At 71.4% G+C, this 22,807-nt stretch carries 24 protein-coding genes and 1 riboswitch; of the genes, 11 read left to right on the top strand and 13 right to left on the bottom strand.

Going from position 1 to position 22,807, the window contains the following annotated elements:
• Nucleotides 1–24: 24 nt before the first annotated feature.
• Nucleotides 25–969 carry a glucosyl-3-phosphoglycerate synthase gene (locus AC5WRT_RS02025; RefSeq protein WP_496091895.1) on the bottom strand — a complete coding sequence of 315 codons (945 nt, stop codon included), beginning with the start codon at nucleotides 967–969 and terminating at the stop codon, nucleotides 25–27.
• Between the two features lie 161 nt (nucleotides 970–1,130).
• Nucleotides 1,131–1,272: riboswitch (SAM riboswitch) on the top strand.
• Nucleotides 1,273–1,290: 18 nt separating this feature from the next.
• Between AC5WRT_RS02025 and thrC the strand changes: the two genes are divergently transcribed.
• The 4 genes from thrC to groL all read left to right on the top strand — a co-directional run bounded on the left by thrC (nucleotide 1,291) and on the right by groL (nucleotide 5,491).
• Complete coding sequence (gene thrC, locus AC5WRT_RS02020) at nucleotides 1,291–2,574, top strand: threonine synthase (RefSeq protein WP_496091894.1); 1,284 nt, start codon at nucleotides 1,291–1,293, stop codon at nucleotides 2,572–2,574.
• Complete coding sequence (locus AC5WRT_RS02015; protein ID WP_496091893.1) at nucleotides 2,571–2,846, top strand: MoaD/ThiS family protein; 276 nt, start codon at nucleotides 2,571–2,573, stop codon at nucleotides 2,844–2,846. The genes thrC and AC5WRT_RS02015 overlap by 4 nt, the downstream gene beginning before the upstream one ends.
• Nucleotides 2,847–3,277: 431 nt before the next feature.
• Entirely contained in the window at nucleotides 3,278–3,481 is a 204-nt protein-coding gene (locus AC5WRT_RS02010) for a cold-shock protein (protein WP_004986573.1), read from the top strand.
• A 387-nt stretch (nucleotides 3,482–3,868) separates the two neighbouring features.
• Nucleotides 3,869–5,491 carry a chaperonin GroEL gene (gene groL, locus AC5WRT_RS02005; RefSeq protein WP_365872458.1) on the top strand — a complete coding sequence of 541 codons (1,623 nt, stop codon included), beginning with the start codon at nucleotides 3,869–3,871 and terminating at the stop codon, nucleotides 5,489–5,491.
• A gap of 276 nt (nucleotides 5,492–5,767) precedes the next feature.
• Here the strand turns inward: groL and AC5WRT_RS02000 are convergent, their stop codons facing one another.
• From AC5WRT_RS02000 to AC5WRT_RS01990, 3 genes are read right to left on the bottom strand one after another with little or no spacing between them, the layout of a single operon-like run.
• Nucleotides 5,768–5,965: a DUF397 domain-containing protein gene (locus AC5WRT_RS02000; RefSeq protein WP_496091892.1), complete on the bottom strand. Its 198-nt coding sequence runs from the start codon at nucleotides 5,963–5,965 to the stop codon at nucleotides 5,768–5,770.
• Complete coding sequence (locus AC5WRT_RS01995; protein ID WP_496091891.1) at nucleotides 5,949–6,794, bottom strand: helix-turn-helix domain-containing protein; 846 nt, start codon at nucleotides 6,792–6,794, stop codon at nucleotides 5,949–5,951. Before AC5WRT_RS01995 ends, AC5WRT_RS02000 begins: the two co-directional genes overlap by 17 nt.
• A gap of 52 nt (nucleotides 6,795–6,846) precedes the next feature.
• Nucleotides 6,847–7,314, bottom strand: a complete 468-nt coding sequence (locus AC5WRT_RS01990; protein WP_496091890.1) for a hypothetical protein — start codon at nucleotides 7,312–7,314, stop codon at nucleotides 6,847–6,849.
• A gap of 118 nt (nucleotides 7,315–7,432) precedes the next feature.
• Here AC5WRT_RS01990 and AC5WRT_RS01985 point away from each other — a divergent pair, with 118 nt between their 5' ends.
• Together AC5WRT_RS01985 and AC5WRT_RS01980 are read left to right on the top strand one after the other, a co-directional pair.
• Nucleotides 7,433–8,557, top strand: a complete 1,125-nt coding sequence (locus AC5WRT_RS01985) for an NADH:flavin oxidoreductase (protein ID WP_496091889.1) — start codon at nucleotides 7,433–7,435, stop codon at nucleotides 8,555–8,557.
• An 87-nt stretch (nucleotides 8,558–8,644) separates the two neighbouring features.
• The gene (locus AC5WRT_RS01980; protein ID WP_496091888.1) at nucleotides 8,645–10,222 is read left to right on the top strand and encodes a carboxylesterase/lipase family protein; all 1,578 of its coding nucleotides are present in this window, start codon (nucleotides 8,645–8,647) and stop codon (nucleotides 10,220–10,222) included.
• Between the two features lie 6 nt (nucleotides 10,223–10,228).
• Here AC5WRT_RS01980 and AC5WRT_RS01975 read toward each other — a convergent pair whose 3' ends face one another.
• From AC5WRT_RS01975 to AC5WRT_RS01960, 4 genes are all read right to left on the bottom strand, one after another.
• The gene (locus tag AC5WRT_RS01975; protein WP_496091887.1) at nucleotides 10,229–10,798 is read right to left on the bottom strand and encodes a hypothetical protein; all 570 of its coding nucleotides are present in this window, start codon (nucleotides 10,796–10,798) and stop codon (nucleotides 10,229–10,231) included.
• 137 nt (nucleotides 10,799–10,935) lie between these two features.
• Complete coding sequence (locus AC5WRT_RS01970) at nucleotides 10,936–11,196, bottom strand: hypothetical protein (protein ID WP_496091886.1); 261 nt, start codon at nucleotides 11,194–11,196, stop codon at nucleotides 10,936–10,938.
• A gap of 150 nt (nucleotides 11,197–11,346) precedes the next feature.
• A complete protein-coding gene (gene murQ / locus AC5WRT_RS01965; protein ID WP_496091885.1) occupies nucleotides 11,347–12,270 on the bottom strand; it encodes an N-acetylmuramic acid 6-phosphate etherase in 924 nt (307 codons plus the stop codon).
• A gap of 121 nt (nucleotides 12,271–12,391) precedes the next feature.
• Nucleotides 12,392–13,297 carry a MurR/RpiR family transcriptional regulator gene (locus tag AC5WRT_RS01960; protein ID WP_496091884.1) on the bottom strand — a complete coding sequence of 302 codons (906 nt, stop codon included), beginning with the start codon at nucleotides 13,295–13,297 and terminating at the stop codon, nucleotides 12,392–12,394.
• A gap of 56 nt (nucleotides 13,298–13,353) precedes the next feature.
• Between AC5WRT_RS01960 and AC5WRT_RS01955 the strand changes: the two genes are divergently transcribed.
• Complete coding sequence (locus AC5WRT_RS01955) at nucleotides 13,354–13,746, top strand: DUF8819 family protein (protein ID WP_496091883.1); 393 nt, start codon at nucleotides 13,354–13,356, stop codon at nucleotides 13,744–13,746.
• Nucleotides 13,747–13,761: 15 nt separating this feature from the next.
• Nucleotides 13,762–14,040 (top strand): DUF4031 domain-containing protein, encoded by a 279-nt coding sequence (locus tag AC5WRT_RS01950; RefSeq protein WP_496091882.1) that lies wholly within the window; start codon nucleotides 13,762–13,764, stop codon nucleotides 14,038–14,040.
• On the opposite strand, the gene AC5WRT_RS01945 is transcribed toward AC5WRT_RS01950, so the two are convergent.
• Nucleotides 14,022–15,089 carry a GNAT family N-acetyltransferase gene (locus AC5WRT_RS01945; protein ID WP_496091881.1) on the bottom strand — a complete coding sequence of 356 codons (1,068 nt, stop codon included), beginning with the start codon at nucleotides 15,087–15,089 and terminating at the stop codon, nucleotides 14,022–14,024. The two genes, AC5WRT_RS01950 and AC5WRT_RS01945, sit on opposite strands and share 19 nt — an antisense overlap.
• Nucleotides 15,090–15,244: 155 nt before the next feature.
• Nucleotides 15,245–15,889 carry an HD domain-containing protein gene (locus AC5WRT_RS01940; RefSeq protein ID WP_496091880.1) on the bottom strand — a complete coding sequence of 215 codons (645 nt, stop codon included), beginning with the start codon at nucleotides 15,887–15,889 and terminating at the stop codon, nucleotides 15,245–15,247.
• 50 nt (nucleotides 15,890–15,939) lie between these two features.
• Here AC5WRT_RS01940 and AC5WRT_RS01935 point away from each other — a divergent pair, with 50 nt between their 5' ends.
• Both AC5WRT_RS01935 and AC5WRT_RS01930 read left to right on the top strand, forming a co-directional pair.
• Nucleotides 15,940–16,608: a maleylpyruvate isomerase family mycothiol-dependent enzyme gene (locus AC5WRT_RS01935; RefSeq protein WP_496099867.1), complete on the top strand. Its 669-nt coding sequence runs from the start codon at nucleotides 15,940–15,942 to the stop codon at nucleotides 16,606–16,608.
• A 103-nt stretch (nucleotides 16,609–16,711) separates the two neighbouring features.
• Complete coding sequence (locus tag AC5WRT_RS01930; protein ID WP_496091878.1) at nucleotides 16,712–17,404, top strand: copper homeostasis protein CutC; 693 nt, start codon at nucleotides 16,712–16,714, stop codon at nucleotides 17,402–17,404.
• A gap of 20 nt (nucleotides 17,405–17,424) precedes the next feature.
• On the opposite strand, the gene AC5WRT_RS01925 is transcribed toward AC5WRT_RS01930, so the two are convergent.
• Both AC5WRT_RS01925 and AC5WRT_RS01920 read right to left on the bottom strand, forming a co-directional pair.
• Nucleotides 17,425–18,141 (bottom strand): LppU/SCO3897 family protein, encoded by a 717-nt coding sequence (locus AC5WRT_RS01925; protein ID WP_496091877.1) that lies wholly within the window; start codon nucleotides 18,139–18,141, stop codon nucleotides 17,425–17,427.
• A 56-nt stretch (nucleotides 18,142–18,197) separates the two neighbouring features.
• On the bottom strand, nucleotides 18,198–20,162 hold the full coding sequence (locus tag AC5WRT_RS01920) for a HelD family protein (protein WP_496092005.1): 1,965 nt from the start codon (nucleotides 20,160–20,162) through the stop codon (nucleotides 18,198–18,200).
• A 719-nt stretch (nucleotides 20,163–20,881) separates the two neighbouring features.
• Here AC5WRT_RS01920 and AC5WRT_RS01915 point away from each other — a divergent pair.
• The gene (locus tag AC5WRT_RS01915) at nucleotides 20,882–21,064 is read left to right on the top strand and encodes a hypothetical protein (protein WP_496091876.1); all 183 of its coding nucleotides are present in this window, start codon (nucleotides 20,882–20,884) and stop codon (nucleotides 21,062–21,064) included.
• A 21-nt stretch (nucleotides 21,065–21,085) separates the two neighbouring features.
• Here the strand turns inward: AC5WRT_RS01915 and AC5WRT_RS01910 are convergent, their stop codons facing one another.
• Nucleotides 21,086–22,738: a DNA repair helicase XPB gene (locus AC5WRT_RS01910; RefSeq protein ID WP_496091875.1), complete on the bottom strand. Its 1,653-nt coding sequence runs from the start codon at nucleotides 22,736–22,738 to the stop codon at nucleotides 21,086–21,088.
• Nucleotides 22,739–22,807: the final 69 nt, after the last annotated feature.

The following is a 22,807-nucleotide window of genomic DNA, read 5'->3' as shown; positions in this document are numbered from 1 at the left end:
GGCGCGCCGCCGTATACGAACGGTTCACGCCACCTTCCGTTCGGCGTACTCCGCGATCTCCACCATCGGCGGCCGCTCCTCGGTGTCCACCGAGTAGGTGCGCGGCTCGAAGCCGTCCTCGCCCCGCTCGAACTGGGTGAGACAGGGCCGGACCAGATGGCCGCGGGCCAGCCGGAGCTGGGCCGTGCGGTAGATCGCGGCGGCCATCCGGCCGAGGGCCTGGCCGTCCTGGTGGCGGTGCTTGCGCACGCCCACGTCCACCTGGGCCAGCGCGTCGAGGCCGACGAGGTGCAGGGCGTCCACCAGCATGCCGAGTTCCACGCCGTACCCGACGGGGAACGGCAACTGCTCCAGCAGGCTGCGCCGGGCCGCGTACTCGCCGCCCAGCGGCTGCACGAATCCTGCGAGCTGCGGCCAGTGCATGTTCAGCAGCGGGCGGGCCATCAGCTCGGTGACCCGACCGCCCTGCCCCCCGGTCCCGGCGAGCGGGCGGTCGTACATGCCCTTGACCAGGTCCACGCCGGGGTCGGTGAGCAGCGGGCCGACGGTCCCGGAGACGAAGTCGGCGGAGAAGTCCCTGAGGTCCGCGTCGATGAAGCAGATGATGTCGCCGCTGGTGACCAGCAGAGAGCGCCACAGCACCTCGCCCTTGCCGGGGACGGCGGGGATGCGCGGCAGGATCGCGTCCCGGTGCACGACCCGCGCGCCCGCGGCGGCGGCGACCTGGGAGGTGCGGTCGGTGGAGCCGGAGTCGACGACGACGATCTCGTCCACGAGCGGGACCTGTTCCACGAGGTCGCGGCGGATGACCGTGACGATGTCGCCCACCGTCTCCTCCTCGTTGAGCGCGGGCAGCACGACGCTGATCGTCTGCCCCGTGCGCTGCTTGGCGCACAGGATCCGGTGGAGCGGGCGATCGGCCACGGACCAGGAGCGGGTGGCCAGCCAGCGCTCGACTTCTTCCAGCACGGTCTGCGGCTCCTCACTGTTCGTGATCGCACGGGCTGCACCGTGTGATCCATCTCGCGGTTCGGACGACTATCTCAACTGTCCTGGCCTTCGGTTACAGTCTTGAACAACGCCGATGACCATCGCATGTCGGGGGTCAGCGTGCGTCGACAACCGCATACCGCTCATCCAGAGGGGCAGAGGGACACGGCCCGATGAAGCCCCGGCAACCCTCCAGTCGGTTCTCGTTCTCCAGCGAGGCTCCCGGCTAGGGAAGGTGCCAAATCCGTCTCACGGCGAGATGCGTCGTGAGGAAGATGAGGAGAAAGGGCCTCGCCTCACATGGCTGTGCAGACAGTTGCAAGCTCCAGCAGTTCCACCGTCGATCTCGGCCCTGCCGCGGCCCTGAGCTGTCGCGAGTGCGGTCACCGCGTCCCGCTCGGCCCGCTCTTCGCCTGCGAGGAGTGTTTCGGCCCGCTGGAGATCGCCTACGACTTCTCCGCCTACGACACCGAAGAGCTGCGCCGCCGCATCGAGTCCGGCCCCGCGAACATCTGGCGCTACGCCCCGCTGCTGCCCGTCCCGGCGGACGTGGCCGGCAAGCCGAACCTGAACCCGGGCTGGACCAAGCTCGTCAAGGCCGACAACCTCGCCCGCGAACTCGGCGTCACCGGCGGCCTGTTCGTCAAGGACGACTCCGGCAACCCGACCCACTCCTTCAAGGACCGCGTCGTCGCCCAGGCGCTGGAGGCCGCCCGCGCCTTCGGCTTCACCACCCTGTCCTGCTCCTCCACCGGCAACCTCGCCGGCGCCGTCGGCGCCGCCGCCGCCCGGGCCGGCTTCCGCTCCTGCGTGTTCATCCCGCACGACCTGGAGCAGGGCAAGGTCGTCATGGCCGCGATCTACGGCGGCGACCTCGTCGGCATCGAGGGCAACTACGACGACGTGAACCGCTTCTGCTCCGAGCTGATCGGCGACCCGGCCGGCGAGGGCTGGGGCTTCGTCAACGTCAACCTGCGGCCGTACTACGCGGAGGGCTCCAAGACCCTCGCGTACGAGATCTGCGAGCAGCTCGGCTGGCGGCTGCCCGACCAGATCGTCGTCCCGATCGCCTCCGGCTCCCAGCTCACCAAGATCGACAAGGGGCTGCAGGAGCTGATCAAGCTGGGTCTGGTCGAGGACAAGCCGTACAGGATCTTCGGTGCCCAGGCCGAGGGCTGCTCGCCGGTGTCCACCGCCTTCAAGGCGGGCCACGACGTGGTGCGGCCGCAGAAGCCGAACACCATCGCCAAGTCCCTCGCCATCGGCAACCCGGCCGACGGTCCCTACGTCCTCGACATCGCCCGGCGCACCGGCGGGGCCGTGGAGGACGTCACGGACGAGGAGGTCGTGGACGCCATCAAGCTGCTGGCCCGCACCGAGGGTATCTTCGCGGAGACGGCGGGCGGCGTGACCGTCGGCGTGACCCGCAAGCTGCTCGAGGACGGCGTCCTGGACCCGACGAAGACCACGGTGGTCCTCAACACCGGTGACGGCCTGAAGACGCTGGACGCGGTGGCCGGGACCGGCCTCACCGCCACCATCCGCCCGAACCTGGACTCCTTCCGAGAGGCTGGCCTCGCATGAGCGTGACCGTTCGCATCCCCACCATCCTGCGCACCTACACCGGCGGCCACGCCGAGGTGACCGCCGAGGGTGCCACCCTCGCCGAGGTCATCGAGGACCTGGAGAAGAACCACACCGGCATCGCCGCGCGCGTCCTGGACGACCAGGGCAAGCTGCGCCGGTTCGTCAACGTCTACGTCAACGACGACGACGTCCGCTTCGAGCAGGGCCTTGAGACGGCGACCCCCGACGGCGCCGGTGTCTCCATCATTCCGGCGGTCGCCGGCGGCTGATCATTACCTTGGGTAACCGTGGTTACTCATTGTTCATTGAATTGCCCCCTCCGTGAGAGAAGCGGAGGGGGCAATTCTGTGTGATTGAGCGCGGTAGAGTTGGGGAACGCGCTCCCGGGTCGACGGGTCGGGAGCCCTGCATTCATGCCGCGGCCCGACAAGAAGTAGCCAAAGTGCGCGGGTTTTATGCGGCTTTTGTGGCGCTTTGCGGGGCCCGACTTGCCCTGAAGTCGGGCGAATTCTCACCACATTCCGGACCGTTCCCGTCCAGAATTCTCGTCCGATTGACCTGTTGCAGACGGCAGTTGGACAGATACATTCAGCCGCGGTCGACGCGTTCCGGCGCACGCCCCCGACCGTTGGGGGGTGAGGTCTGACCCGGGTCCGCGAAGTGTGGATCTGTGCAAGGGCCAGTAATAGGGGAGTTAGGCATGGCTCAGGGCACCGTCAAGTGGTTCAACGCGGAGAAGGGGTACGGCTTCATCGCGGTCGACGGTGGTGCGGACGTCTTCGTCCACTACAGCGCGATTCAGATGGACGGCTACCGCACCCTGGAAGAGGGCCAGCGGGTCGAGTTCGAGATCTCGCAGGGCCAGAAGGGCCCGCAGGCCGACATGGTTCGCGTCACCGCCTGAATGTTTCTTTCCGAAGGGCCCGCACCTCGCACAGGGTGCGGGCCCTTCGCCGCGCCCGGACCGGGCCGCGCCGGGCGGCCGGGGTGCTCGCCGCCCGTGTTCGCGGACGGCTGACGGGGTGGCCGTACCCCCGTAGGCGCTTGCGCCCGTCCGTCACCCGGCCGCCACTCCTCGACGAGCCCGCTGCGCGGGCGCACCTTGCACTCGGGCATGCCGAGTGCTAATCATTGGCGTTAGCACTCTGAAGGTGAGAGTGACAGTGAAGGACCGGGTCGGTGAGGCCCGCAGGCCGGGTGGGGCAAGGAACCACAAGGTCGGCGAGCCGTCCGTCGCGGGCGCGGGCGCGGTCCGAAGGAATCACCCCCAGTCCTGGAGGGACCACTTCACATGGCCAAGATCATCGCGTTCGACGAGGAGGCGCGGCGCGGCCTCGAGCGCGGCATGAACCAGCTCGCGGACGCCGTGAAGGTGACGCTCGGCCCCAAGGGCCGCAACGTCGTCCTCGAGAAGAAGTGGGGCGCCCCCACGATCACCAACGACGGTGTCTCCATCGCCAAGGAGATCGAGCTCGAGGACCCGTACGAGAAGATCGGCGCCGAGCTGGTCAAGGAAGTCGCCAAGAAGACGGACGACGTCGCCGGTGACGGTACGACCACCGCGACCGTGCTCGCCCAGGCCCTGGTCAAGGAGGGTCTGCGCAACGTCGCCGCCGGTGCCAACCCGATGGCTCTGAAGCGCGGTATCGAGAAGGCCGTCGAGGCCGTCTCCGCCGCCCTGCTGGAGCAGGCGAAGGACGTCGAGACCAAGGAGCAGATCGCCTCCACCGCGTCCATCTCCGCCGCCGACACCCAGATCGGCGAGCTGATCGCCGAGGCGATGGACAAGGTCGGCAAGGAAGGCGTCATCACCGTCGAGGAGAGCAACACCTTCGGTCTGGAGCTGGAGCTCACCGAGGGCATGCGCTTCGACAAGGGTTACATCTCCGCCTACTTCGCGACCGACATGGAGCGCATGGAGGCGGTGCTCGAGGACCCGTACATCCTCATCGCCAACTCCAAGATCTCCTCGGTCAAGGACCTGCTCCCGCTGCTGGAGAAGGTCATGCAGTCGGGCAAGCCGCTGCTGATCATCGCCGAGGACGTCGAGGGCGAGGCCCTGTCGACCCTGGTCGTCAACAAGATCCGCGGCACCTTCAAGTCCGTCGCCGTCAAGGCCCCGGGCTTCGGCGACCGCCGCAAGGCCATGCTCGGCGACATCGCCATCCTCACCGGTGGCGAGGTCATCTCCGAGGAGGTCGGCCTCAAGCTGGAGAACGCGACCCTGGACCTCCTGGGCCGCGCCCGCAAGGTCGTCATCACCAAGGACGAGACCACCATCGTCGACGGTGCCGGCTCCTCCGAGCAGGTCAACGGCCGCGTCAACCAGATCCGCGCCGAGATCGAGAACAGCGACTCCGACTACGACCGCGAGAAGCTGCAGGAGCGCCTGGCGAAGCTCGCCGGCGGTGTCGCGGTCATCAAGGCCGGTGCCGCCACCGAGGTGGAGCTCAAGGAGCGCAAGCACCGCATCGAGGACGCCGTCCGCAACGCCAAGGCGGCCGTCGAGGAGGGCATCGTCGCCGGTGGTGGCGTGGCCCTGCTCCAGGCCTCCCAGGTCTTCGAGAAGCTGGAGCTGGAGGGTGACGAGGCGACCGGCGCCAACGCCGTCCGCGTCGCGCTCGAGGCCCCGCTGAAGCAGATCGCCGTCAACGCCGGCCTCGAGGGCGGCGTCGTGGTGGAGAAGGTCCGCAACCTGACCCCGGGCCACGGCCTGAACGCTGCGACCGGCGAGTACGTCGACCTGGTCGCCGAGGGCATCATCGACCCGGCGAAGGTGACCCGTTCCGCGCTGCAGAACGCCGCCTCCATCGCCGCGCTGTTCCTCACCACCGAGGCCGTCATCGCCGACAAGCCGGAGAAGGCCGCCGCGCCGGCCGGCGGCGGCATGCCGGGCGGTGACATGGACTTCTGATCGGCCTGAGGGTTGATCGCCTGTCCTTCGGACCGAGGGCGGCACGTCCGGCTTCCGGCCGGCGTGCCGCCCTCGGGCGTTTTCGGGGTGCGGGCTCAGTCGGCGTGGTCGTCGGTCAAGCCCCCGCAGGTGTTCCCGCACCTGACGGGGGCTGTTCGTTATACGGGCACGCTGGAGTCTCGTGACTGTGCGTGGCAGGTCGAACGCGTGACGTCAACTCGAAGCGTGGGAGGGGGGTGAGCCCTCCGCCCGTTCCTTGAAAAGAGGGCTCGAAGCTCAGGGCTTGAGTCCCGAGACGAACGCCGACCAGGCCTCGGCCGAGAGCACCAGCTTCGGGCCGTCGGGGTTCTTGGAGTCGCGGACGGGGACGAGGGCGGGGTGGCCGGGGGCGACTTCCAGGCAGTTGTCGCCTCCACCGCCGCTGTAGCTCGACTTGCGCCATTCGGCCGTGCTCACGTCAGGGGTGTTCCTCATGGGTGTAATCCTGCGCCAGCGCCTCGATCAGGGCCAGGGACTTCTCCTGTGAGAGCGCGACGGCCACGAGGAGGTCGAACGTGAACCGCTGTTGGGTGACCGTGGCTGGGTCGTCCTCCAGCCGTCCGTGGCGTACTCCCTCGAAGTAGGCCAGCGGAGGGGCGTCCTCGAACTCCATGAGCTTCAGAGCGCCTTGCATCGCCGAGTGCGCTCCCGCGCCGAACGGCAGCACCTGCACAATGGCTCGACTCCTTCGGGCCAGACCCGCGATGTGGTGCAGAGCCTCCGCCATCACCGTTCGACCGCCGGTCTCCCGGCGCAATGCGGCCTCGTCCAGGACTGCCCACAACACCGGCTTTGTTGGATGGTCGAGGATGCGGGTCCGCTCCATCCTGCCCGCGACCCATTGCTCGACGGTCTCCTCCTGCACCGTGGGGTCGTACGCACGGTTCACGGCTCGTGCGTAAGCGGGAGTCTGGAGCAACCCGGGGATCAGGAGCGGCGTGTACTCCCTGATCGTGGTGGCTTGAGCCTCGGTCTCCGTCACCTCTGTGAAGTGCGCCGGATACTGATACCTCGACTTGGCCGCCGCCCCGCAGTTCCGCTGGAAGAAGCCGTCCGTCTCCAGCACCTCGTCCAGCATCCGCGCGTACTCCGGCTGCATTCGCCGGGTGCCTGCCTCCAACTGGCCGATGAACGACCCGCTGACGAACAGCCGCTGCCCCAACTGCTCCTGGCTCAGCCCCTTGCGTTCACGGGCGTGCCGTAACTCCGCGCCCAGCAGGGCGCGCGGTGATGACGACGGGTCGAGGTTCTTCGGTCCTGCCATGACTGCTCCTGGTCCGACAGCAGAGCCTGTTGGGGCGCCGTGTCTGGCCAGGTTAGGCCGCGGGTGGCCACGCTGTGTGGCGAAAGGGAGCACTCAGCGTGGAGGGAATGGCGCAATGGAAGTGAAGGAAACCAACGCCGACGACAGGTCCGCCCGGACGGCCGGGGAAGCCGTCGAGCGGCTGCGCGCGGCCCTGTGCCGGGTCGGCGTCGTCCTGCCCTCCCTCCGGGTCGACCCGCTGAGCGTCTCGGGCGAGGATCCGTACGCCCTGGTCGATCTGGGTCGCTGCAACGTCGGTGTGGCCTCCCGGCTGGCGGCCGCCTTGAACCGCGCGCGCGAGTACGCCGTCGACGCGCGCAGCGGGCGGCTCGGTGAGGTGATGGGACGCGTGGGCGGCCGGGTGCAGCTGCGTCCCGTCGGCGGTGGGCGGGAGTGGGGAGTCGGTGGAGCCGGCGCCGCCGGAGGTGGTGCTGCGGGAGCGGGTGCGGCAGTTGAACCGGGCCAGTGTGAGTGGCGTCACATGACGGCTCCGGCAGGGCCGGAATGTGGTCCGGCGCATAGGCGGTTACTTCAGAAGCTGCAACAATGCGTGCTCACATACCGTCCGGTCAGCAGAGTCATTCACCAGGAGCCCCCACGTGACCGTCACGACACCCGCTTCCCGCGCGGCCCAGATCCTGTCCCGCCCGATCGCGCTGAACGGCCTCACCGTGCCGAACCGCATCGTGATGGCGCCTATGACCCGCATGTTCTCCCCTGGCGGCGTCCCCGGCGAGGACGTGCGCTCGTACTACGCACGCCGCGCCGCCGCCGGCGTCGGCCTGATCGTCACCGAGGGCACGTACGTGGGCCACGCGTCGGCCGGCCAGAGCGACCGGGTGCCGCGGTTCCACGGCGAGGAGCAGCTGGCGGGCTGGGCGAAGGTCGCCGAGGACGTGCACAGGGCGGGCGGCACGATCGTCCCGCAGCTGTGGCACATCGGCATGGTCCGCAAGGACGGCGACGCCCCCTTCCCGGACGCCCCCGCGATGGGCCCCTCCGGCCTGGTCACCGCGGGCGCCGAGCCCACCGGCAAGGCCATGGCCAAGAAGGACCTGGACGACGTCGTCGCCGCGTTCGCCCACGCCGCCGCGGACGCCGAGCGCATCGGCTTCGACGGCGTGGAGATCCACGGCGCCCACGGCTACCTCGTCGACCAGTTCCTGTGGGAGGGCACCAACCGCCGCAGCGACGCCTACGGCGGCGATCCGGTGGCCCGCACCAGGTTCGCCGCGGAGATCGTCGCGGCGGTGCGCGAGCGGGTCTCCGCGGAGTTCCCGGTCATCTTCCGCTACTCGCAGTGGAAGCAGCAGGACTACACCGCCCGGCTCGCCGAGACCCCCCAGGAACTGGAGGCGATCCTCAGCCCGCTCGCCGCGGCCGGCGTCGACGTCTTCCACGCCTCCACCCGCCGCTACTGGCTGCCCGAGTTCGACGGCTCGGACCTGAACCTGGCCGGCTGGACGAAGAAGCTCACCGGCAAGCAGACCATCACGGTCGGCTCGGTCGGCCTCGACGGCGACTTCATCAACGCCTTCCAGGGCGAGGGTTCGCCGGTCAAGGGCATCGACAACCTCCTCGACCGTCTGGAGGCCGAGGAGTTCGACATGGTCGCTGTGGGCCGCGCGCTGCTCCAGGACCCCGAGTGGGCGGCCAAGGTGCTCGCCGACCGCTTCGACGAGCTGAAGCCGTACGACGCGGCTTCCGTGAAGACGCTCAGCTGAAACTCCTTCTTCCGGGTGCTTTCCCACGGGCACTCGTGATCGCCGCCGGGCGTTCTTCTGATGACCAGTGAGGATCGAGGAGCGAGCATGACGACGAGCGAGTCCCCGGCCCCGGAAAGCGGCGCCCCCGCAGGCGGCGCCCCGGACACCGACGGCCCTGTGGTGCGCACCGCCTCCGGCGCGGTGCGCGGCCTGCGCGAGCGGGGCCTGTCGGTGTTCCGGGGCATCCCGTTCGCCGCACCTCCGGTCGGCGCGGCCCGCTTCCAGGCGCCGAGCCCGCCCCGCCCCTGGGAAGGCGTCGTCGAGGCGTACGTGTTCGGCCCGCCGCCCCCGCAGGAGACCGGCTTCCTGGGGCGTGCGGCCCGGCTCCCCGCCCCCCAGGCGGACGACTGGCTCACGGTCAACGTCTGGACGCCCGACCCCGACCCGTCCGCCGCCCGTCCGGTGATGGTGTGGATCCACGGCGGCGCCTTCAAACTGGGCCACGGCGGCCAGCCCGGCTACGACCCGCAGCACCTCGTCCGTGAGGGCGATCTGGTGGTCGTCACCTTCAACTACCGCGTCGGGATGGAGGGTTTCGCCCACTGGGGCGGCGCCCCGGCCAACCGTGGCCTGCTGGACCAGGTGGCGGCCCTGGAGTGGGTCCAGGAGAACATCGCGGCCTTCGGCGGCGACCCGTCCCGGGTCACGGTCTTCGGCGAGTCGGCGGGCGCGGGCTCCATCGCCTCCCTGATGGCGATGCCGAGAGCGCGCGGCCTGTTCCGGCGCGCGGTGGCCCAGAGCGTGCCCGGCACGTTCTTCTCCGCGGAGCTGGCCCGCGACCTGGCCGCGGCGCTGGCGGCCGAGGCGGGCCGCGGTCCCACGGTCGCCGATCTGGCGACGGTGGACCCCCGTCGCCTCACCGAGGCGGGCGCGGCGCTGGGCGCCAAGATGGCCCAGTACACCGACCGCTGGGGCCAGGTCGCCCCGACCACCGTTCCCTTCGCCCCGGTCGTCGACGGCGAGATCCTCCCCACCACCCCCTGGGAGGCGCTGGCAGCGGGCGCGGGGCGCGAGGTGGACCTCCTCGTCGGCCACAACCGCGACGAGTACCGCCTGTTCCACGTCATGTCGGGCCGCTACGGCAGGATCACGGACGACCTGGCGGCGGCGACCCTGCGGCTGTACGCGCCGGGCGGCGAGGCCGGCGAGACGGCCTACCGCGCGGCCTACCCCGACGCCTCCGCCGAACAGCTCTTCGAACGCGTCCAGACCGACTGGCTGTTCGCGATGCCGAGCCTGCGCCTGGCGGAGGCCCAGCACACCGGCGGCGGCCGGGCCCACGTCTACGAACTCACCTGGCAGGCCCCCGAAAGCGGCGGTCTGATGGGCGCCTGCCACGCCCTGGACATCCCGCTTCTCTTCGGCACGTACGGCGCGGACCTGGGCGGCCTGCTCTTCCCCGGCGGCAGACCCACACCGGAGGCGGAGCGACTGTCGGCGTTCATGCGCAGTTCCTGGACGGCCTTCGCGCGGACGGGCACCCCCGGCTGGCCGGCCCACGACCCGCACACCCGCCTGGTGCAGATCCTGGACGCGGAACCGTCCGTGGCGCCGTACCCGGAGGAGCGGAGCAGACGCATATGGGAGGGACACCACTTCCCGCCGCTTCCGCGGCCGGCCTGACGCGGCCTACAGGTTGCCCATGGGTTCGATGTCGACGTGCACGGGCGTGCCCCACACCCGCAGCACCTCGTAGTCGGTGAACTCGTGCACGAGCCGGTACGCCATGGCGGGCCGCGACGAACGCCGCTGGGCGGCGAGATAGGCCTCGGCCTCCCGCCGGTCCCTCCTCGGCGTCCCGCACAGCTGCCACTCGCGTCCGTTCCACGCCTCGGGCAGCCACCGCTGCTGCGGCTGCGGCCGGTCGCCACGCACCCCGTACCGCGAGGGTGCGGTGGCGACGGGCTCGGCGGCACCCTGTCGCCCCTGGAACTCCGAGCGCCGGGCGGCCCGCCGCCGCGTCTCGCACAGCAGACACAGATCGGGCGCGCTCTCGTCGACGGGCCCTTGCGGATGTTCGGGGCACCGGGTGGCGGGCGCGCCGGCGGCGACACTCTCGTCCAGCAGATCGAGCGCCCGGCGCAGATCCGCGTTGATCTCGTGCAGCCGGGCGTCCGGGGTGTCGGCGGTCAGGGCCTCCCCGTGCTCCCCGAGCAACCGAAGGGCCCTTCCCAGGGCGGCGAGCTGGGCGTGGTTCATGTCGTCTGCGTAGTCCTCGGAGTTCCTCGGCGTCCAGCGCGAGCCCGACGGCGAGCCCGGCTCCACTGCGGACCCCAAGGTTACGAGACCGACCACGACACGGCCGGGCCGACGGGTCTCGCAGGCGTCGTGAGGGCTCAGTGGTGGCCCTGGCGGAGCAGGCTGTTCCCTCGGCAGGCGGGGAAGGAGTTGCCCAGGGGCAGCGGGGACGCGGACTTGACCAAGGGCATGACGAGCAGGTTGTCGGCGCAGGCGGCGGTACCGGTGGCGGTCCAGTGGCCCTGAGCGGCGGCGTGCGCCGGAACAGTGAGGGCGTCGGCGTGCGCGGGGGCGGCGAGGGAGGCGGCGGAACCGGCCGTGAGCGCGGCGGTCGCCAGGAGCTTCTTCGTCTTCGTCATGCCGGGGGAACGACCGCTCGCCGCCGCACGTCACGCCGATGCGGCCACCCTGGACGGCACCGCACCAGCGTCACGCCGGGACGGCTCCTGAGGCGCCGCCACCTCCACCGCGGCCCCCGCCGCTCCGTCGTCACCTGCCCGACTCCCGCCTCAGCGTCGCGCCTCTCCCAGCGCCGCGCGCAGATGCCCCCCGGACTCCTCCAGGAGGCGGGCGGCTGTGGGGCCGTCGACGCCGGTGAGGAGGGAGAGGATCGCGTTCTTGACCTCGCCGCCCGACTCGGTGAGGGCCTTCTCGATCTCGTCGTCCGTCGCGCCCGTGGCGAGGGACACGATCCGTCGGGAGCGGGCCCGGAGTTTGTCGTTCGAGGCGCGGACGTCGACCATCAGGTTCCCGTAGGTCTTGCCCAGCCGGATCATCGTGATCGTCGAGAGCATGTTGAGGACCAGTTTCTGTGCCGTGCCCGCCTTCAGCCGGGTGGAGCCGGTGATCAGCTCGGGGCCGACCACCACCTCGATGCCGTGCTCGGCGGCGGCCGCGAGCGCGCTGTGCTCGTTGCAGGCCAGGCCGATGGTCAGCGCGCCCACCGCGCGGGCGTGTTCGACGGCGCCGATCGCGTAGGGGGTGCGGCCGGAGGCGGAGATGCCGACGACGGTGTCGGCCGGGGTGAGCTTCAGCGCGTCCAGGTCCTGCCGGGCCAGGTCCCCGGAGTCCTCGGCGCCCTCCACCGAGGTGACCAACGCCTCGGGCCCGCCCGCGATCAGGCCGACGACCTGCACGGGATCGGTGTTGAAGGTGGGCGGGCACTCGGAGGCGTCCAGCACACCGAGCCGGCCCGCGGTGCCCGCGCCGGCGTAGATCAGCCGCCCGCCGCGCGTCATGCGTTCGGCCACGGCGTCGACGGCGGCGGCGATCCGGGGCAGCTGGCCGGCGACGGCCGCGGGCACTTCGGCGTCCTCGCCGTTCATCAGGCGGGCGATGTCGAGGGTGGGCAGGCGGTCGATGTCGGCGAGGTCGGGACGGAAGGCCTCGGTGGTCAGGGAGGCCAGTTGCCTGCGCAGGTCGGGCGAGTTCATGAGGGAGGCGGCTTTCTCCGGCGGCTGTCTGGTTCGGGGCGGGTGGTCTCCCTGGGGCGCCCGGGGCAGCCACCCGGCCGCACACGACCCGCAGACGCCCTCGGGCAGTCGGCCCTACGGTCTATCGCGAAGAACTACGGTGACGATGGGCCAGCGCTTCGTACGACGCGGCCAAAGCCGGCGCGGCCGTCTCGTACGTGCGCTGCGCCACTCCCACGAACAGGCAGTCCACCACGAGAAGTTGACTGGTCCGCGAGGACATCGCGGCCGGTCGCAGCTCGCTCTCCCGTGAGGTGGACGTGGTCAGCACGTGGTCGGCGTACTGGGTGACCGGAGAGTCCGGCCGGCCGGTGATGGCCACGGTGGTGGCCCCGTGCTCGAAGGCGACCCGCAGCGGCTCGATGACGTCCCCCGTCGAGCCGGAGTGGGTGATGGCGATCGCCACGTCACCCGAACGGAGCTGTACCGCGTTGGTCACGGCGAGGTGCGGATCGCTGTGGGCGTGCGCTATGAGGCCTATGCGGAGCAGTTTCTGCGTGAGGTCCTGGGCGACGAGCCCGGAGGCTCCTATGCCGTACACGTCGGTGCGTCGGGCGGCGGCCAACGCGCCGACGGCCGCGCCGAGCTGGACGGTGTCCAGTCCGGCGGCCGTGTCGGCGAGGGTCTGCTGCTCCTCGTAGGCGAGCTTGGTGACGACGTCGGCGATGGGGTCGTCCACCGCGATGTCGGTCGTGATCGCCGGCGCCCGGCCGGACTGCTGCTGTGCGGCGAGGCCCGCGAGTGCCAGGCGCAGGTCGCGGTAGCCGGGGTAGCCGAGCAGCCGGGCGGTGCGGACGACCGTGGCCTCGCTGGTGCCGGTGAGCTCGGCGAGGCCGGTGACCGTGAGGGCGGCGCAGCCGGCGGGGTCGCTCGCCACCGCCTCGGCGACGCGGTGCATGGACCGGGTCATGGAGGGGGCCAGGGTGCGCACCTTGGCGGCGAGCGAGCCGCCCGGACTGCCGAAAATTTCCTTCACGTCCTGGGTCACGAATGAAAGATATTTTCGGTTCGGCGTCCCGGTCAAGAGTACGCACAATGGGTTGCATGGAGCCCATCAGTCCCCTGAGTCCTTCGGAACAGGCGTTGCACGCGGCCCGCGCCCTGGTGCTCGCGGACCTGGTCGCGCGCGAGGTGGCGAAGGCCGACGTGGTCTCCCTGGTGGAGGACTCCGTCGCCGAGCGCCGCTGGTGGCTCGAGCAGTGGCCGGACGGCACGCCCTATGTCGCCGGGCTGGTCGCCCAGGACGTACAGGACGCCCTGCTGGAGCGGTACGGCCGCTGGCCGCTGTGCCCTGTGTGCGTCTCCGGCGATCCGCACGCGCTGGACGTGGAGCCCGAACTGGGCCCCGACCCGCACTGGGTGTGCCACAAGGCCGGCGTGAAGGTCGCGGCCGTCGGCTCGCTGGGCTCCGCCACGGGCGGGACGCCCCCCTCGTGAGGCGATGAGGCGCCCGTGACGCTCTACATCGACCCGCCCGCCTGGCCGGGTCACGGCCGTATGTGGTCGCACCTGGTCAGCGACGTGTCGTACGACGAACTGCACGCGTTCGCCGAGACGCTGGGCGTGCCGAGGCGCGCCTTCGAACGCGACCACTACGACCTCCCGTCGCACCGGTACGCGGACGCCGTGGCGGCCGGCGCGATGGAGGTCAGCAGCCGTGAAGTGGTGCGGCTGCTGCGGGAGTCGGGACTGCGCAGACGCAAAGGGCTCGCTCAGCGGCGCAGTTCGTAGGCGAACTCCTCGCCCTCGTCGCTGACCCGAGCGAACCCTGCTCGGCCGACCACCGCCTGGGAGGCGGTGTTGTCCCGGTCGACGGTCGCGAACACGGAGCTGACGTCGTCGCGGGCCAGCGCCCAGTCCGCGAGCGCGCGCAGGGCCTCGGTGGCGTACCCCCGGCCGCGGGCGCCCTCGACCAGGTCGTAGCCGATCTCCACCCGGCCGTCCTCGTCGGGGACGCCGTGGAAGCCGATGCCGCCGATCGCGCGGCGGTCCTCGTGCCGGACGAGCACGAAGACCCCGAACTCCGGCCGGTGCACGCCGGTTTCGTACGCCTTCACCAGCATCCCTGCGGCCTCCCGCGTGCCCTCGTACGGCCCGCCGTCGAGCCAGCCGAAGCCGCCGTCGCCGCCGAGGCGCAGACCCTGCGCGGCGGCCGGGCGGAGGCCGGTCAGCGTGACACGCTCGGCCGGGATGACGAGGTTGTTGCTCCAGCGCCACTCGGTGACCGGGGCACGGCCGGGCAGCTCGCCGCGGCCGGTGGCCCACAGCAGGGTCGGCCAGGGGGCGGGACCGGGCTGGACGTGCGGGAAGAGGCAGGCCAGCAGGGACTCGACGAGGGCGGCCGGCGGCTCGTAGGGGAGGCCGAGGCCCTGGGCCATGTCGTGCGTGTGCAGCAGCACCTCGGCGATGCCCATCGCCGCGAAGCCCTCGGCGTCGGCGCTGCGGAAGGGGTAGGGGTGGAAGCCGCGGACGCCGGGCGGCGCGGCGCGGACGGCGGCGGCCAGCAGCGCGCCGGTCGTCTCGATGACGTGCAGCAGGTCCGTGTTGCCGGTGCCCTCGTCGAGGGTGAGCTCGAAGGGGAGGTAGGCGTCCTGCGCGCGTCCGGCCAGGTTGGCGGCGTAGGCGATGAGGTCGTCGGCGACATGGACCGCGGTGGTGCGGCAGTCCCACTCCAGCGCCCCGGCCGGTACGGCCTTCCAGTCACGGTCCTCCGCCGCTCGCAGTGCCGCCGTGGCGCCCGCCACGGCCTCGGTCACATCGTCCCCGTTTATCGGTCGCATAGGGCGAACCCTAGGGGGCGGCGGACGGCGGGTCGACAGCATTACCGACGCCGACCGGTTTCCCCCCTCGGCCGCGTTGTCCGAGCGTGTGACCATCCCGGCGGCCCGTGGCTCTCCGCTCCCTTCCGGTGGGCCGACGGCCGGCAGAGGGCTTCTCAGACCGACAGCATCTCCAGCTCCGAGACGAGGTTGTGGCGGGCGGTGGCCTCCCAGTGCTCCTGGCCGTACGGGGTGTGGAACAGGCTGGGCAGGCCGAGGAGTTGGCGCAGGACCGCCGAGCGTCCCTCGCGGAAGGCGTCGTTCGGCACGAAGTGGTACTCCGCACGCACCTCGGCGGTGTAGACGCCGTACGCCGACGGGGGCGCCGCCAGGATCGCGAGGTCGGCGTCGCACAGCACCTGGCCGTCGCGGTCGTCGGCGGCCGGGTCGTGGGTGACGGTGAGCCGGACCAGGCGGGCCACCTCGGCGGTCTTCGTGTCCGGCACGCCCGCCTCCGGCAGGGCGCGCTCGGCGAGCCGTGCCGACCGCTCCTCGTTCTCGGACCGTTCGGGCAGATGGACGGCGTCGTGGAACCAGGCCGCCAGGCGTACGACGTCCGGGTCGGCCGCGTACTTCTCCAGCGCGTCGATGTGGTCGAGGACCGCCGCCAGATGCCCGACGGTGTGGTACCGGCGCTGCGGCTCCTGCCAGCGGGCGAGCAGGTTGTCGGCGTACGGCGTGGGGTCCGGGCCGCCGCCGGGCGCGCGGGCTGCTTCCAGCGCGCGGGCGAAGCGGAGGCGCAGGGCGTCGAGGTCGGCCATGTGCCCATTCTTCCGTGACGCGTGCCGTCGGCGCCCCTAGCGTGGGCCCCATGACTGATGCACAGGAAGTACGGGACCCCGAGCTCCCCGGTCGGCTGCTCGCCGTCGAGCGGGACGCCCTGATACCGCTGCTGCGCTCGCGCCCGGACGCGGACTTCGCGATGCCGGCCACCGCGTGTCCCGGGTGGTCGGTGCGGGATGTGCTGGCGCACTGTTCGGCCGTGTTGACGCGGGTGGTGGAGAGCCGGTTCGAGAAGGGCGTGTTCTCGCCCGAGTCCAACGACCGGGACATCGCCGAGCGGGCCGAGTGGTCGAACGCGCAGGTCGTGGACGAGCTGGAGCGCGGGATGACCGAGGCCGGGCCGGTGATCGCCGCGGCGGGCGGAGTGCTCGACGTGATCGCGCTGGGGGAGTGGGTGCACGCCGGTGACGTGCGCGACGTCCTCGATGTGCCGGGGGCGTACGCGGGGGCCGGGCTGCCGGACGCGCTGACGTTGCTCGCCCGGATCACCCGGGAGAGGGAGCACCTGCCGCTGCACGCCGATCTGGACGACGTGGACGAGCCGCTGCGGTTCGGCGCGGTCGTGGCGGCGGCTCCGCCCGCGCGGTACATCGGCGACGCGGCCACCCTGGTACGGCTGTACGCCGGGCGCCGGGTGAACGGGGACGGGTACGAGCTGGCCGGCGCCCGGGAGGGGGACCTCAACATCTTCGGGTGAGGGACACCCCCGCCGGGCACAGGGGTAGTCTTGGAATTGGACTAGACCTGTAGAGCCGTCGGCGGTACGCGCCGCGGAGCCGAACGCCGACGAATGGGGTGCCATGAGCAAGCGTGCAGTCCTGGAGGTGATCGCCCTCGACATCGAGGACGCGGTCGCCGCCCAGGCCGGAGGCGCGGACCGCCTGGAACTCGTCACCGACATGGCGGCCGACGGGCTCACCCCGTCGGCGTCCGTCTTCGCCGGGATCCGGGCCGCCGTCGACATCGACCTGCGCGTGATGCTCCGCCTCACGGACGGATTCGCGGCCGGTGACGTCTCACGGCTCGTCGGCGTGGCGGGCGAGCTGCGCGAGGCCGGCGCCGACCAGTTCGTGCTCGGCTTCCTCGACGGGGACGGCGGGGTGGACCTCGCGGCGGTGGAGCGGCTGGCCGGCGTGCTGGAGGGCTGCGCGTGGACGTTCCACCGGGCGATCGACCGCGCCGCCGACCGCGAGGCCCTGCGCAAGCGGCTCGCCGGCCTCCCCGGCCTCGACAGCTACCTGACGGCCGGGTCCCCCGCCGGGGTGGACGAGGGGCTGCCGACGCTGGTCGCGGAGGCGGGGCGGCGCGGTGAGCCGGGATACGCCCAGGAACTCCTGGTCGGCGGCGGGCTGCGCCTGGAGCACGTCCCGCGGCTGAGGGCCGCGGGGATCGGCGCCTTCCACATCGGCGGCGCGGCACGCTCCGCGGGGTGGGACGGGGCGGTTTCCGAGGAGGCCGTGGCCGAGTGGCGGAGGGTGCTGGACGGAGAGTAGAAGAGCCCCGCCCAGTGTCGTCACGCGGTCGCGAGCGCGACGAGGACGAAGAGGAACACCAGACAGAAGCCGCTGAGCGGGACCAGCCCGATCATTCCGGCCGGACGCCGCAGGACCGGGCGGCCGGGGTCCAGGCCGGGGCCGAAGGCGGCCGTGGGCGCCGGAAGCTTCCGGATCCTGGACAGGGTGAAGAGGTTGATCAGCAGCGTGATGGGCGTGATGATCATCGACATCGGACCCCACCAGCCCTGTGCCATCGTGTCCGACTGCATCTTCCGGAAGACGGCGAGCGCGCAGGTCTGGCAGAAGGTGCCCTTCCGCCACAGATTCCGCATCACGATCAGCATGCCCTGGTGGCCGCGGATCGTCACTCGCGCGGCGGGCGCGGCTCCGCACACGTCGCACCCGGGACCGGGAGCGCCCGCGTACGCGCCGGGGGCCTGCGGGGACGGGGACTGGCCGTAGCCGCCCGGCGCCTGCTGGTGGGGAGCCTGCCCGTAGCCGCCCGGCGCCTGGTCGTACGGCCCTGTGGGCTGGGGGTGGCCCACCGGCGCCTGCGGGTGTCCCGACGGGGCCTGCTGGTAGGGCCCCGGTGCCTGGTACGGCCCCGGTGCCTGCTGGTAGCCCGCGGGGGTGTGCGGGTAGCCGCCCGGCGCCTGCGGGTACCCCGCCGGTGCCTGCTGGTAGGGACCCGGGGTCTGCTGGTACGCGGGGTGCGGAGGCGGTGGAGTGCTCAACGGAGGCCTTTCCATGGGGACATGCCAGGACGGCACGACACCCTAGCCGGGCGCGGTCAGGCCAACTGAGCCGGTACCGGTGCCGAATGGGTCACGATCAGACCCGACACCGCTCGCGTGAGCGCCACGTACAGCCGCCGCAGCCCCGTGCGCTCGTCCGGTTCGCCGTCCACCACCGCCCGGGGCTCGTCCAGGATCACGTAGTCGTACTCCAGGCCCTTGGCGAGGGAGGCCGGGACCAGGGTGAGCCGGGTGTCCCGGGTGGTCTCCTCGCCGGGGGCGAGACAGGTGATCCCCGCGGCCGTCAGGGCCTCGGCGAGCGCCGGGACGCGGGCGTCGGCCGCGATGAGGCCGGTCGAGCCCTCGTTGCGCAGCAACTCCTCGCAGGCGGCGATGACCTCGGACGTCCCGCCGGTCGTACGGATCTCGAAGAAGCCGGGGTTCTCACGGACGGAGGCGACCGGGGTGAGGCCCGGGGCGATGTGCGGCAGGAGGCGGGAGGCGTAGGCGATGACGTCCGTCGGGACACGGAAACCCGCTGTCAGCTCCTCGATGACCCCCTCCGGCTTGCCGAGGTGGGCCAGCGCTTCCTCCCAGCTGCGGGTCGCCCACGGGGTCGTGCCCTGCGCGAGGTCGCCGAGGACGGTCGCGCTGCCCGTGGTGCAGCGGCGGCCGACGGCCCGGTACTGCATGGGGGACAGGTCCTGCGCCTCGTCCAGGACGACATGGCCCAGCGAGTGCGTGCGCTGGATCAGGTCGGCCGCCTCGTCGACCAGCACCGCGTCCGCCGGCGACCACTGGGCCGACTTCACGCTGCGCACCGGCCTGGCCCACAGGACCGTCTTCTGCTCGTCCCCGTCCAGGATCCCGGCGGCGTGCTCGGCGAGGAAGTCCGCGTCCGTCAGCAGGCGGAGGACGAGTTTCGCCGGGTCCACCTGCGGCCAGATCGACTTCACCGCCGCCTTCACCGCGCTGTTGCGGGCCACCGCGTCCTGCACCCGGTCGTCCGGCGCCTCCCCGGACCGCTCCATCTGCACCAGCACCGCGTGCGCGATCCGCTGCGGCAGGGCCTCGCGGGCGGCGCCGTAACGCATGTCCCGCTCAAGCAACTCCCGGACGATGTCCTCGAGTTCGTACGCAGGGACCCGCCAGCGCCGCGAGCCGCGCACCACCACGACCGGCTCCGTCGGCAGGGTCACATGGGAGTACAGGGCCCGGCGCAGCACCTGCGCCATCCGGGCGTCGCCCTTGATCACGGCCGCCGCCGCGTCGTCCGTGCCGCGCACCTCGACGCGGGCGACCAGGTCGTCCACGGTGGCCTGCTGCACCGTCAGCTCGCCCAGGGCGGGCAGGACTTGCTCGATGTAGTGCAGGAAGGACCTGTTCGGCCCGATGACGAGGGTGCCGGTGCGGGCCAGCCGCTCCCGGTGGGCGTAGAGGAGGTACGCGACCCGGTGCAGGCCGACGGCGGTCTTTCCGGTGCCGGGGCCGCCCTGGACGCAGACCGTGCCGGACAGGCCGGCGCGGACGATCTCGTCCTGCTCGGGCTGGATGGTGGCGACGATGTCCCGCATGGGGCCGACGCGCGGCCGCTCGATCTCCTGCTGGAGCAGCTTGCTGGCGGTGGCCGCCTCGGTCGGGTCGGAGAGGTGCTCGTCCTCGTACGCGGTCAGCTCGCCGCCGGTGTAGCCGAAGCGGCGGCGCAGCGCGACGTCCATCGGGTCCTTCTTGGACGCCCGGTAGAACGGCTGCGAGACCGGGGCACGCCAGTCGATGACCATGGGGTCGCCGTCGGCGTCGTGAACGTGCCGCCGCCCGATGTAGAACCGCTCCCCGTACGCCCCTTCCGCCTGGTCGGCGCCGGGCGTGTGCAGGTAGTCCAGCCGGCCGAAGAACAGCGGGGTGTCGCTGAGGTCGGCCAGCGCCTTGATCCGCTCGTCGATCTGGCGGGACAGCACTTCGGCGTTGACCCAGTTCGCGGTGACGTCCCGGATGTCCAGCGCCTCGACGTCCTCGCGCATGGCGCGCAGCGCGGCACGGGAGGCCGCGAGGTGGGAACGTTCTCGGGCGAGGGGATCGTCGTCGGGCGTGGACGTGAGCACGGGGTGCCTCCGGTGGACCTGCTGGGTGGCTACGACGATGCCGCCCGGTTTCCGACCGGGCGACGGCACTCCGCGGAGGGGAGGCGGGCAAGAGCGGAGATTTTAGGGGAGCACGCGGGGGCGAGGCCAATGAATTTCTGGGCCGCCGGGTGCGCGTCACGGCTTGTGGCCGCCCGCTGGAGGGCCTGTCCGACCATTCCCGTCTGCCGCGCGACGCCCTGCACGCACCCCGCACCGAGTACGTCCGGTACGAGGGCCTGGGGCCGGCACGCCCAGAGCACGCACCTGACGCCGCGCGACCGACCTTCGGGCAACGACGCGAATGGTCGGACGGGCCCCACCTAGGGCGTGTTTCGAAAGTCCCGTCTGGTCCGCGACGCCTGGCACGGCACCTCGCCGCGTTGTCGGGATCGTCCACGTACGCCCGGTACGAGGACGACCTTCCGCCTTGCGATGCACCGCACCAGACGCCGCGGACCCCGCCCTCCGGGCGGACGACGCTACTTTCGAAACACGCCCTAGGGGATGCGCGGCCCCGGAGTAGGGGCCGGAGTCCACCCGGAGATCTACGCGGAGGCGTCCGGAATTGGCACCGCAGACCGATGCGGCTCTTATGTCCGGCGATCCACCATGGACACATGAGCGCAGCAACCATCTCTCCAGGCCCTTCCGGACCACCGGCCGGGGCCACGGCCGTGGACGGCCCGCACCACCACCGGCTCGGCAACGCCCTGCGCGCCCTCAAGGTGTTCGCGGAGGCCGCGTTCGGCGTGATCATCCTCGGTGAGTACGGCGAGGAAGCGGGCATACGCCGTAAGTGACCGCGCGGCCGTCCCGGCGGCTCAGCCCGTGCTGTCCTCCGCCAGGATCTCGTCGGCGTCCACGATCCGGTAGGCGTAGCCCTGTTCGGCCAGGAAGCGCTGCCGGTGGGCGGCGAAGTCCTGGTCGATGGTGTCGCGGGCGACGACCGAGTAGAAGTGCGCCTGGTGGCCGTCGGCCTTGGGGCGCAGGACCCGGCCGAGGCGCTGGGCCTCCTCCTGTCGGGAGCCGAAGGTGCCGGACACCTGGATGGCGACCGTCGCCTCGGGCAGGTCGATCGAGAAGTTGGCGACCTTCGACACCACCAGCACGCTGATCTCGCCCTCACGGAAGGCGTCGAAGAGCTTCTCGCGCTGGGCGTTGGACGTCTCGCCCTTGATCACCGGGGCGTTCAAGTGCTCGCCCAGTTCGTCGAGTTGGTCGATGTACTGGCCGATGACGAGAATCTGCTGCCCGGCGAACCGGCGCACGATCGCCTCCGTCACCTTCCGCTTGGTGTCCGTCGTCGCACAGAAGCGGTACTTCTCCTCGGTCTCGGCCGTGGCGTACGCCAGCCGCTCGGAGTCCGTCAGATTGACCCGGACCTCGACGCAGTCGGCGGGCGCGATGTAACCCTGCGCCTCGATCTCCTTCCAGGGCGCGTCGAACCGCTTCGGCCCGATGAGCGAGAACACGTCCGACTCCCGGCCGTCCTCACGCACCAGCGTCGCGGTGAGGCCAAGCCGGCGGCGTGCCTGCAGGTCGGCGGTGAACTTGAAGACAGGAGCGGGCAGCAGATGCACCTCGTCGTAGACGATCAGACCCCAGTCCCGGGAGTCGAAGAGTTCCAGGTGGGGATAGATCCCCTTCCGCTTCGTGGTCAGCACCTGGTAGGTGGCGATGGTGACCGGGCGGATCTCCTTCCGCGTGCCGCTGTACTCGCCGATCTCGTCCTCGGTCAGCGAGGTCCGCTTCACCAGCTCGTGCTTCCACTGCCGGGCGGAGACGGTGTTGGTGACCAGGATCAGGGTGGTGGACTTGGCCTGTGCCATCGACCCGGCCCCGACCAGCGTCTTGCCGGCGCCGCACGGCAGCACCACGACACCGCTGCCGCCGTGCCAGAAGTTCTCCACGGCCTGCTTCTGGTACGGCCGAAGCGCCCAGCCGTCCTCCAGCAGCTCGATCGGGTGCGCCTCACCGTCGACGTACCCGGCGAGGTCCTCGGCCGGCCAGCCCAGCTTCAGCAGCACCTGCTTGATCTGCCCGCGCTCGGAGGGGTGCACGACGACCGTGTCCGGGTCGATCCGCGCCCCGACCAGCGGACTGATCCGCTTGGACTTCAGCACCTCCTCCAGCACCGGCCGGTCGGTGGTGGTCAGCACGAGTCCGTGCGCCGGGTGCTTGGAGAGCGTGAGCCGCCCGTAGCGGTCCATCGTCTCGGCGACGTCCACGAGCAGCGCGTGCGGCACCGGGTACCGGCTGTACTGCACCAGCGCGTCCACGACCTGCTCGGCGTCGTGCCCGGCGGCACGCGCGTTCCACAGCCCGAGCGGGGTGACCCGGTAGGTGTGGATGTGCTCGGGGGCCCGCTCCAGTTCGGCGAACGGCGCGATGGCCCGACGGCAGTCGCCGGCCTGCTCGTGGTCGACTTCCAGGAGCAGGGTCTTGTCGGACTGGACGATGAGGGGACCGTTCACGCGGGCTGCCTTTCCGAACGGCTGGACGGGGCCAAACATCCAGTGTGCCGCACCCGCGGGCGATCACCC

This window comes from Streptomyces sp. NTD91 (genome assembly GCF_059510455.1).
This window is presented reverse-complemented; position numbering and strand designations above follow the sequence as displayed.

Excerpts from the sequence above, each read along its gene's own strand:
- thrC (WP_496091894.1), top strand. The coding sequence starts at position 1,291 with ATGGCTGTGCAGACAGTTGCAAGCTCCAGCAGTTCCACCGTCGATCTC.
- AC5WRT_RS01955 (WP_496091883.1), top strand. The coding sequence starts at position 13,354 with ATGGAGCCCATCAGTCCCCTGAGTCCTTCGGAACAGGCGTTGCACGCG.
- murQ (WP_496091885.1), bottom strand. The coding sequence starts at position 12,270 with ATGAACTCGCCCGACCTGCGCAGGCAACTGGCCTCCCTGACCACCGAG.
- AC5WRT_RS01930 (WP_496091878.1), top strand. The coding sequence starts at position 16,712 with ATGAGCAAGCGTGCAGTCCTGGAGGTGATCGCCCTCGACATCGAGGAC.
- AC5WRT_RS01940 (WP_496091880.1), bottom strand. The coding sequence starts at position 15,889 with ATGGCCGACCTCGACGCCCTGCGCCTCCGCTTCGCCCGCGCGCTGGAA.
- AC5WRT_RS01975 (WP_496091887.1), bottom strand. The coding sequence starts at position 10,798 with ATGAACCACGCCCAGCTCGCCGCCCTGGGAAGGGCCCTTCGGTTGCTC.
- AC5WRT_RS01995 (WP_496091891.1), bottom strand. The coding sequence starts at position 6,794 with ATGGCAGGACCGAAGAACCTCGACCCGTCGTCATCACCGCGCGCCCTG.
- AC5WRT_RS02015 (WP_496091893.1), top strand. The coding sequence starts at position 2,571 with ATGAGCGTGACCGTTCGCATCCCCACCATCCTGCGCACCTACACCGGC.
- AC5WRT_RS01920 (WP_496092005.1), bottom strand. The coding sequence starts at position 20,162 with ATGCGCGAGGACGTCGAGGCGCTGGACATCCGGGACGTCACCGCGAAC.
- AC5WRT_RS01935 (WP_496099867.1), top strand. The coding sequence starts at position 15,940 with ATGACTGATGCACAGGAAGTACGGGACCCCGAGCTCCCCGGTCGGCTG.
- AC5WRT_RS01980 (WP_496091888.1), top strand. The coding sequence starts at position 8,645 with ATGACGACGAGCGAGTCCCCGGCCCCGGAAAGCGGCGCCCCCGCAGGC.
- AC5WRT_RS01970 (WP_496091886.1), bottom strand. The coding sequence starts at position 11,196 with ATGACGAAGACGAAGAAGCTCCTGGCGACCGCCGCGCTCACGGCCGGT.
- AC5WRT_RS02000 (WP_496091892.1), bottom strand. The coding sequence starts at position 5,965 with ATGAGGAACACCCCTGACGTGAGCACGGCCGAATGGCGCAAGTCGAGC.
- groL (WP_365872458.1), top strand. The coding sequence starts at position 3,869 with ATGGCCAAGATCATCGCGTTCGACGAGGAGGCGCGGCGCGGCCTCGAG.
- AC5WRT_RS01915 (WP_496091876.1), top strand. The coding sequence starts at position 20,882 with ATGAGCGCAGCAACCATCTCTCCAGGCCCTTCCGGACCACCGGCCGGG.
- AC5WRT_RS01945 (WP_496091881.1), bottom strand. The coding sequence starts at position 15,089 with ATGCGACCGATAAACGGGGACGATGTGACCGAGGCCGTGGCGGGCGCC.
- AC5WRT_RS02010 (WP_004986573.1), top strand. The coding sequence starts at position 3,278 with ATGGCTCAGGGCACCGTCAAGTGGTTCAACGCGGAGAAGGGGTACGGC.